This window comes from Sporosarcina gallistercoris (assembly GCF_014836415.1).
In the GTDB taxonomy this organism is placed as follows: Bacteria; Bacillota; Bacilli; order Bacillales_A; family Planococcaceae; genus Sporosarcina; species Sporosarcina gallistercoris.
The window spans coordinates 330,809-340,265 of sequence record NZ_JACSQY010000003.1 but is presented as its reverse complement, the minus strand read 5'-3'; the positions used below and the strand labels follow the sequence as shown (position 1 = coordinate 340,265).

Sequence of the window (9,457 nt, the reverse complement as noted above, 5' to 3'; positions counted from 1 at the left end):
ATGTAGATTCTCCTCATCTCTTTGGTTGTATTCTACAAGACCCTATCTTTATTGTCTAAGTAAGTGTAGCCTATTCAAAAATCCATTTACACATCCCATTTATATGCGGTATTTCCCTAGAAAGTTTACTGCAAACTGGCCCGATTGCTGAAATAGCGCAAATCCTTCTTCAACAATCGCACCTGCTAGTTTAAGTTTCCCTTAAACTTTTCTACTCACGAAAGAATGAATCGCTAATAATAGCGTTATTAAGGGGAAAATAAACCACAAGGAACTTCTTTCGAAAAAGTACCTGATCTCAGGTATAAACACCATATACTTGGAAATAAATAAAACCATAAATAAGGAGCTAGCTAACAAAATAGATTCAGAAGCATTTATAACTTTCTTGTTTTCCATTAAAAAAACTCCTTTTTATCAGTCCATTAAATGGCCCTTTTGTTTAATTGTATCGTCTTTCAATGCTCCATATATGCTTTTTGTACCAAATGAGGAATAACAAACCATCTTAAATTCGCTCTCTTCAATATATAATGTCGGTTGAAACCCAGTCACTCCTTTATGTAACAGCATGCATATCCCCCTCTGCTAATACGACCTGTTCTCCAACACACTGGCCCGATTGTTGAAGAAAATCTGAATACTATTTCTAACAAACATGCCCGTTCAATAAACTGGGTTCCATTCCATGTGCTCAGACATATTTTTCTGGTATGGACAACCCCATATTCCTCAATCAGTAAGAACGATTAAGATTCCCGATCGACTTCGTTATTTTCTTACAAACATAGATCATCTCATAGCTATCATTCGTTACTGGAGTTTCGTTCCAATCTTTATAAACATTCACGATTTCAAAACCATTCACTAACAAAATTCTTTCCATTTCTTTAGGGAATACATATCTTAAACTTATATTGGTCCTCTTGTCACCGACCACTTGTCCATCACTGGTTTTATACCTTCTGATAGTCGTATAGTGCTGAACTTGTTTTAAAGAATCATAGTGACTTTTGGTGTAAACATCCACTATATTCCGTGTCTCGTTATCAGTGTAAGTTTTCCAATATTCTTCCGTACTAGGCTGTAATAATTCCTCAACGCTCGGAAACCTTGTGCCAAATATGAAAACTCCTCCGATTTCCAAGTGTTTATTTACAGAATTTAAAAAACCATCTTGCTCCTCATTCGTGAAGAAATGTTGAAATGAGTTTCCGACTGAATATATCAAATTGCTTTTTAAAGGTAGATGCAGTTTTGTGCAGTCTTGTTCAACCCATTCAATTTCCACATCAAGATTGGATGATTTTTTTTGAGCTTCTTTCAACATTCCTTTATGTATGTCTACTCCTATAAGGGGATATCCGTTTTTCGCCAGAGGAATAGTCAGTCTGCCTGTGCCACATGCTAAGTCTATTATGGGCCCCTCTGTTTTAGATGCCCAATTCAACAAGAATGGTAATTCTGATAGGTAAGCTTCATTTTCTTTATCGTATAATATTGGATCATCATATTCTTCAAAATTTGTTAACGTCATTTTGCGTCTCCTTCTACATAGATGTTGCCTGTGCACGTCACTCACGGTACTGTGCCTTGCACAGACAGGTTCCCTTAAATTAGTCCACTGTCACTGAGAGTTCTTTCACTTTCAAGGAAGGTGAACCGTAGCCACCTGGTACAAATTTCAAATCTGAACCTACTGCTTCGATTGACTTCATATAGTCAAAGAAATTCCCTGCGATGGTCATCTGTTTCACGGCAGAGGAAATTTCACCATTTACAATATGAAATCCTGTTGCAGCTACTGAAAAGTCCCCTGATATTGTATTTGTCCCGGAGTGGAGACCTGATAACTCGATGATGAGAACGCCATCTTCTATACTTGCGATCATGTCAGACAGACTTTTTTCCCCTTTGACAACGTACACATGATTAGGCGCTACTGATAACGTACTTTTGTAAGAGGGCTTGCTGGCATGACCTGTGGATTCCACTCCATCTAACTTTGAGGTTTGCCGATTGTGTAACAACGTTTTGAGAGTACCTTTTGAAATAATCGTCGTTTTTTGAGTAGCTACTCCTTCGCCATCGAAATGGCTGCTTGTCAACGCTTCCGGATGGAAAGGATCATCTATAAGAGTGAAGTTTTCCGCTCCAATCCCCTCACCTACCTTGTCTTTTAGCAGTGACTGATCTTTTTGCGCTTCTTCAGCTGAAAAGACGGAGGTAAACGCCGCCAATAACGAAGCAGATGCATCGTGACGCATGATAATCGGGTATTTCCGCGATGGAATCGATTTCTCTCCAAGCAGAGAAAGTGCTTCCTCAGCTGCTTCTTTCGCAATTTCCTCTGCATCCAATGAACTGAAATCCCGTGTCAACCGGACGGCGCCACCCGTCTTCATTTCTTCGCCCTGTTTTGCGACGACGGAAATGAACACAATGAGTCCATTCATTTTATCTTGTAAAGAAAGACCTTTGTTATTTGCTAGGACACGTTCCCGAGTAAAATCCTGAAGTACACAATAATTTAATGTAACTATCCGTGGATCATAGGCTAACGTTTTCTTTTCAACTTCTTTAATGAATGCGATCTTCTCTGGAATTGAGATATTTGCAAGCACATCGTTAAAACTGGAGTGCTGAGAGTAGTTGTCACTGCCTTCAAATATATCCGATCCATCATCTTCATCTAACACTTCCGCATTTACTTTAGCACCATCAATTAAAAATGAAATAGAATCTACATCGATTTTTTCTGTATAGGCATAACCCATTTTACCGTGATACAAGCCTCTGAAGCCAAGACCCCCTTCGTCAGATGTTTCATAGCTATCGATTTCACCTTCAAATATACTTACTTGGAATGAAATTGAGTTTTCAAAATACACTTCAGCTTCCTCAAAACCGGAATCCTTTGCTTTCGTCAACAGCTCTCCCTGAAAAGTTTGGATGTCCATTGTTATTCCCCCTTTGTCCCACCGACGGTAATTTCGCTAACTCGTAACATAGGCTGACCGACATTGACAGGTAAGCTTCCGCTGACAGACCCGCACATTCCTGCACCATGCGCTAAGTTGTTTCCGACTTTGTCGATAAGCTGCAGTGTTTTCGCGCCATTCCCAATGAGCGTAGCGCCACGAACAGGGCGATCGATCTTACCGTCTTTCACCAAATAGGCTTCCTCAACCGCAAAGTTGTAATCTCCTGTCGCAGGATTCACTTGTCCCCCACCCATATACTTCGCGTAAATCCCATTCTCTGTAGATGCGATGATTTCTTCAGGGGTCGATTCCCCTGCTGCGATATACGTGTTCGTCATCCGTGAAGTCGGGTTGAATCGATACGATTGACGCCGCGAAGAACCAGTTGCTTCCGCATTCATCCGACGCGCATTGAATTTATCAATCATATAACCTTTTAAAACCCCATTTTCAATGAGCACATTTTTGCGTGTCTTCTCTCCTTCATCGTCAATCGTCAGAGAGCCCCATTCATTTGGCAGTGTTCCGTCGTCGATATAGGTCACGATGTCAGGTGCTACTTTTTCACCGATACGATTAGCGAAGACTGACGTGTTCTTCGCTACTGCAGTCGCTTCAAGTCCATGTCCACAAGCCTCATGGAAGATGACACCGCCAAACTCATTGTCAATAATCACCGGGAACTTTCCACTTGGACATTCGTCCGCACCCAGCATGGTGACCGCAATACGGGCTGCTTCACCTGCATAATGGTGCAGATCCAGATTTTCGATGAATTCAAAGCCGGCATGGGCTCCCGGTCCATAGAAACCGCTTTGCATTTCCGTTCCATCTGCAGCTGTCGCTTGTATCGCCAGACGGGAATGGACACGTTGGTCTTCTACAAATCTACCTTCTGAATTCGCAATTAAGATATTTTGTTCTTCATCATAATAACGGAGCCCTACTTGCCGAATTCGCTCATCATACTGTCTAGCAATTTCGTTTGCCTTTCTCATCACTGCCACTTTTCGTGCATGCTCTACAGTTTGCGGGAGTTGAGCAATCGTATGAATCGGTTTGACGATTTCCTTCTGCAAGGGATGGAGGATTCCATTGCCCCCTCCACTAATAGCTAAAGCAGCTCGCTTCGCTGCCTCGATCAACCCTTCTTCAGAGAAGTCGGAGGTATACGTATAAACACTTTGAAGTCCGGAGAAAATCCGGATTCCAATTCCGAAGTCGCGACCAGATATACTTCTTTCGATTTTGTTGCTTTGCAATTCAATCGAATTGACAAACTTATCTTCTATGAAAACTTCCGAAAAATCGCCGCCTGTTGTTAACGCTGCCTCCAAAACATTTTCAATTATGGATTGCTTGATCATTTTCCATTCCCCCTCCATTTGGATTATAACCTATATTTTTCTAGAATTCATCAAAAGGACAGATAATTCATTATTTTTAGTTTCAATTGCAATTTCTTTTCCAGTGGAAACACTGCCTTCACCTCTTTTTTCACTCAAAAAACCGTCATCTGGTTATTTTCAGATGGCGGTTACTTTTTCATGCAGAGTTATTCGTCATAGATACTTCGTTCAATCACCTTAAGTGATAGTTAACCTTTCACGATTACGATTAGCAGAATGCGTTTTGCTAAAGATTAGAATCATTTTGGAAATTGAGGACAAAGTGATGCGCTTCATCATAGACAGCAAATTCGTATTCCTGTTCTTTGAAGAAATTCAGAATCCCAGGAAGTGCTGCCAAGGTTTGCGGTTTTTCGTGCATCAATACAATTTCTCTGTCAGAAGTGGCACCCTGTTTGATATTCTGCAAGATTTGAGATGGCTTACCCGCAAGTTCCCAATCATTTGAATCGATGGTCCAATCCCAAACTTTAATATGTGCATCTGCAAGTTTTTTTCGCATAAGGTCACTTTTCAACCCCGGTGCAGATCCATATGGAGGACGGACTAAGTGAGGATTCAGTCCTGTAATTTCATGGACCAAGTTCAGTGTTTCGATCATTTCAGGTACAAATTGCTGGTCGGTGTAAAGTTTTTTAAAATTATGAGTCATGCTATGGGCTCCGATGTAATGGCCTTCTTGAGCGGCTCGTTTTACACTGTTCTGCAAGTGCTCTTTCTTTAAATTACTTCCTTGCATGAAGAACGTAGCTTTCACTCCATGCTCCTGTAAGATATCCAAAAACTGCTCGGTCAACTTGCTAGGACCATCATCGAATGTCAGATAGACTACTTTTTTCGGTATTTTTTCTTCTACTACAGTTTCTTCATTAGCCTGTTCTTCTTTTGTGGCCTCTACAGGTTTATGACTTGATTCTTCTGTTTTATCGTCTGATTCATGTGTATTAGTGAGCTTATCTGGCGTACTTGGTAGTTCCCGTGCAGAATAAGATTTCCCGATAAAAAAACCGGTGCCAAAAAGAACGAGTAGAAGAATTACGAAATATCGTTTTTTTAACCTTTTCCTTTTCCTAGACTCTTGTTGATCTAATGCACTCATTTCAAACAAATCCTCCTGTCACATTGTGAATATTCTTATGCTGATTGGGTCGTTCTGTTAGCTTATGTAAGTATGGCATTTCTTCTATTAATAAGAGGGGACAGCAGACGAAATGACTCATCTGCTGCTGATTAAAATAACTTAGCGAATATATGTGTTTCCCACAAGGATATCTCTCAAAATATCCGATGGGATTTCAAATGTGACCACTCCCATATAACCAGGCGCCACTTCGTACTTATCGAAAGAGATCACAAGTTTATGATTAGATGTAATATAGAAGTTTTGTTCAGCCTGGATGGTCTGAAAGTCAAGATCTGCTCCTTCGAAAGCGAAGTATGCGGTATTTTCATCTTCCTTCATTTGCTGCATCATCTCTTCTTTTATATAGGAGCTAATGACCTCTATATAGGAATCATCCTTAAAGAGACTCGGTAGTGTAATTAGCACATTGTTTTGTTTATCGATCGTATCGTATTGCATCGTAGTGGAAGATGAACCAACAGTATTCACTTCGTAACGGGCAATTGATAACAATTGTTCGGTATCGGTTTTCACTTCATATCCTGTATCAATGCCTAAATGACCTGCACCGACCTCTTCCATGTCCGCAACATCTTCCTTAAATTGCTTAAAGAGCTCTTTGTTCTCTTCAATGTATTTGTCATTCAATGATGCTTGCAACCCTTCATCTTCCAAACCACTAATAGCAGGTGTTTTAAGTTCCGCTTGGTAAGTCTCTTTGTCCATCGTTAACGTCTGCACCGTAAAGACTTCCACTAGGGCCCCAAGGACAGGTACATTCGCCATCGACTGAGCTAAAGCGGGACTTACATTGACGCTACCGATGAACAATACTGAAGCAGCAGCTACACCAATCGACCACTGCCTCAAAGGAGAACGCTTCTTTTTTGAGGCTTTAGCTCGTTGTATAGAGTTTTTCACCACTTCGTCCAGTTCAGAAGGGATTTCAATATCATCATATTCCTTCTTAAGTTTGTTTATCTGTTTCATCCTAAATCCCCTCTCCAATTTCTAAACGTAATTTCTTTAGTGTTCGATACAACTTCGTTTTTGTCGTATTGACATTCTCTTCTAAGACAGCTGCTACTTCATCAATCTTCAGGTCTTCAAAAAAACGTAAGATGATTAACGACTTTTCCTTCGCGGTAAGCGAATTCAACGCATCAAGCAAATCCATATCTGTCTGCTCGTCTTCTGTTCTAGGTAGATACCCATCCAGAATCTCATCGTCCATCACCGTCATACGCCGATGTTTCCTTATGAAATCGATTGAAGTGTTCACCAGAATCCGATAGAACCAAGTCTTTAAGTACTTGATTTCATCCAGACGATCAATGGATTGAAGTGCTTTATAAATCGATTCTTGAATAATATCAAGTGCGTTTTCTTTGTTTTTTACATAACTATAGGCAAGACGGTAATGAGCATTTTGGTTTTCGATTAAAAAACGCTCTACCTGTAAGAACTTTTCATTTTTTGTCATGACAAATGATCCACCTTCTCCAAATTTCAACATGTCGCGCTCACGTCTTACTTGTTTGACGGGCAGCTTCCGAAAAAAGTTTGGGCTGAACAAAAATTCTCTGGAAGCATGTAGCTCTTTTTTAACAAAAGTTTAACAACGTGAACTTTTCACAACATGGGCTTACTTGACAACGAATATTCATGATTGGTTCCTACACATTCTACTTCTACATGTAGTCAGAACCTTCTTACAAAAAAGGATTTCCCTATTTCATAGCGAAACTATTACATATATCGATGGAAGGAGATTTTAATACGTGAAACCACCTATTGCTAAACGAATCCCCCATCCCCATGAACTGCATGGCGATGTGCGTGAAGACGACTTTTATTGGCTGAATGACCGCAATAATCCTGAGGTTATCAAGTATATCGAGGACGAGAACCGCTATTACAACGAAATTATGGAGCCTCTCAAGGAACAAACCGAAGAAATTTATCAGTGTATGGTGGACCGCGTGCCTGAATCAGAAATCGATGTTCCCGTGCAACATGGGCCATATTTCTACTACTCCCGTTTGGACAAAACGAAACAATATCCAATCTATGCACGCAAAAAAGCAACGAGCCGTGAACTACTTTCTAAAGTACATGAGGAAGTAATACTCGATCTGAATGAATTGGCCAAGGAAAGTGATTATTTAAGTGTGACAGCACTGAAATGGAGTAACGATCATCGCCTTCTTGCTTATTTGGAAAATCGGGATGGAACAGATCGCTATACCATCTTTGTGAAAGACCTGGCAACAGGAGAACTTCTACCAGACCGGATTACGGATGTGTTCATCTACGGTAGTGTGGAATGGAGCAGGTGCGGTGAGTATATTTTCTATATTACAGTCGATGAAAATGAGCGTCCTAGCCGCCTCATGCGCCACCATTTAGGCAGTGATGCCAATCAGGATGAACTGCTCTATGAAGAAAATGACGAGACGTTCACCCTCTATATGAACAAATCTCAAAGCGGCAAATACATTGTTGTGCATTCGGATTCAAAAACGACGAGTGAAATCCGTCTAATTGACGCAGATGCACCACTTTCCCCTCTGCAACTAGTAGATGCGCGACGTGACGGTATCGAATACGACGTCGAGCACTGGGGTGAGGATTTACTGATTCTATCGAACGAAGGAGCACAAAACTTCCAGCTGCATCGTTGTCCACTCAACAATTTGCACACTCGAGATCATGTTGTAGACTATAACGAAAATCGCTATCTTCAGGCACTATATCCTTTCCAGGACAAACTACTTGTCGCTGGTCGAGAAAACGGACTGACGCAAATCTGGGAGCTGAAAAACGGTCAGTTGGAACAGATTCAATGGGATGAGCCGCTCTATTCCGTTTCAGTTAAATCGAATCAAAGCTATTGTGCTCCAGAAGTGTTACTTGTCTTCGAGTCGATGCTTACGCCAGAAACAACGTATGCACTCGATTTGCTTACTGGAGAAAAGCGGTGTTTACAAGTAGCTCCAGTCAGCGGTGAATATGATCCTTCAAACTTCCGTCAAAAGCAATTATGGGCAACTGCGGAAGATGGAGTAAAAGTTCCATTGAACCTTGTTTATAAAGAAGGAGCATTCGACAATGGACCTGCTCCGATTATCCTGTATGCCTATGGTTCCTATGGATCCAACAGTGATCCGAATTTCAGTCCTTATCGACTTCCTGTATTAGAAAGAGGAGTTGTGTTGGTCACAGCGCAAGTGCGTGGGGGATCGGAAATGGGGAAACATTGGTACGAGGATGGAAAGATGCAAAACAAGCGCAACACATTTACTGATTTCATTGCGGCTGCAAAATATCTGATTGAGGAAGGTTACACAACTCCGGACCAGCTAGCTGCTCGCGGTGGCAGTGCGGGAGGTTTGCTCGCAGGTGCTGTCGCTAACATGGCAGGTGATCTGTTTAAAGTCATCGTCCCTGAAGTGCCGTTCGTCGATGTTGTCACAACGATGCTCGACACAGCCATTCCCCTCACTACACTGGAATGGGACGAATGGGGAGATCCGAGAGAATCAGAAGCTTACTTTTACATGAAATCCTACAGTCCGTATGACAATGTGGAAGCGAAAGAGTATCCGCACCTCTACGTCACAACTGGCTTGAACGATCCACGCGTCGGCTATTGGGAACCCGCGAAATGGGTTGCCCGCTTAAGAGAAATGAAAACCGATGACCATATTATAGTGATGAAAACCAATATGGGAGCTGGTCACTTTGGTGAATCCGGGCGTTTCAATCAGTTGAAAGAAGTCGCGGAGTTATATGCGTTTGTTTTGGATAAAATCGGAACTGGTGTAAAGTTGAATGTTCAGGGTGTTGTCAAATAATTTGATAAAACTAATCTGGTGGAGAAAGCATATTGCTTTTCTCCACCAGATTTCTTTTTGCAACTCCAATAAAAACGGAAATTC

At 41.3% G+C, this 9,457-nt stretch carries 8 protein-coding genes; 1 reads left to right on the top strand and 7 read right to left on the bottom strand.

Going from position 1 to position 9,457, the window contains the following annotated elements:
- Nucleotides 1–417 precede the first annotated feature (417 nt).
- The 7 genes from H9659_RS06970 to H9659_RS06940 form a co-directional block, all read right to left on the bottom strand.
- Complete coding sequence (locus H9659_RS06970) at nt 418–573, bottom strand: hypothetical protein (RefSeq protein ID WP_191689194.1); 156 nt, start codon at nt 571–573, stop codon at nt 418–420.
- A 163-nt stretch (nt 574–736) separates the two neighbouring features.
- Nucleotides 737–1,537 (bottom strand): class I SAM-dependent methyltransferase, encoded by an 801-nt coding sequence (locus tag H9659_RS06965; RefSeq protein ID WP_191689193.1) that lies wholly within the window; start codon nt 1,535–1,537, stop codon nt 737–739.
- A gap of 79 nt (nt 1,538–1,616) precedes the next feature.
- Complete coding sequence (locus H9659_RS06960; RefSeq protein WP_191689192.1) at nt 1,617–2,960, bottom strand: TldD/PmbA family protein; 1,344 nt, start codon at nt 2,958–2,960, stop codon at nt 1,617–1,619.
- Nucleotides 2,961–2,962: 2 nt separating this feature from the next.
- On the bottom strand, nt 2,963–4,351 hold the full coding sequence (locus H9659_RS06955) for a TldD/PmbA family protein (RefSeq protein ID WP_191689191.1): 1,389 nt from the start codon (nt 4,349–4,351) through the stop codon (nt 2,963–2,965).
- Between the two features lie 268 nt (nt 4,352–4,619).
- Entirely contained in the window at nt 4,620–5,492 is an 873-nt protein-coding gene (locus H9659_RS06950) for a polysaccharide deacetylase family protein (RefSeq protein ID WP_191689190.1), read from the bottom strand.
- Between the two features lie 141 nt (nt 5,493–5,633).
- The gene (locus H9659_RS06945; protein ID WP_191689189.1) at nt 5,634–6,506 is read right to left on the bottom strand and encodes an anti-sigma-V factor rsiV; all 873 of its coding nucleotides are present in this window, start codon (nt 6,504–6,506) and stop codon (nt 5,634–5,636) included.
- A gap of 1 nt (nt 6,507) precedes the next feature.
- Nucleotides 6,508–6,999 (bottom strand): sigma-70 family RNA polymerase sigma factor, encoded by a 492-nt coding sequence (locus tag H9659_RS06940; RefSeq protein ID WP_191689188.1) that lies wholly within the window; start codon nt 6,997–6,999, stop codon nt 6,508–6,510.
- Nucleotides 7,000–7,297: 298 nt separating this feature from the next.
- On the opposite strand from H9659_RS06940, the gene H9659_RS15645 reads away from it, so the two are divergent.
- On the top strand, nt 7,298–9,373 hold the full coding sequence (locus H9659_RS15645) for a S9 family peptidase (RefSeq protein WP_191689187.1): 2,076 nt from the start codon (nt 7,298–7,300) through the stop codon (nt 9,371–9,373).
- Nucleotides 9,374–9,457 lie beyond the last annotated feature (84 nt).

Coding starts and splice junctions, on each gene's coding strand:
- H9659_RS06970 (WP_191689194.1), bottom strand. CDS start 573: ATGCTGTTACATAAAGGAGTGACTGGGTTTCAACCGACATTATATATT.
- H9659_RS06965 (WP_191689193.1), bottom strand. CDS start 1,537: ATGACGTTAACAAATTTTGAAGAATATGATGATCCAATATTATACGAT.
- H9659_RS06960 (WP_191689192.1), bottom strand. CDS start 2,960: ATGGACATCCAAACTTTTCAGGGAGAGCTGTTGACGAAAGCAAAGGAT.
- H9659_RS06955 (WP_191689191.1), bottom strand. CDS start 4,351: ATGATCAAGCAATCCATAATTGAAAATGTTTTGGAGGCAGCGTTAACA.
- H9659_RS06950 (WP_191689190.1), bottom strand. CDS start 5,492: ATGAGTGCATTAGATCAACAAGAGTCTAGGAAAAGGAAAAGGTTAAAA.
- H9659_RS06945 (WP_191689189.1), bottom strand. CDS start 6,506: ATGAAACAGATAAACAAACTTAAGAAGGAATATGATGATATTGAAATC.
- H9659_RS06940 (WP_191689188.1), bottom strand. CDS start 6,999: ATGACAAAAAATGAAAAGTTCTTACAGGTAGAGCGTTTTTTAATCGAA.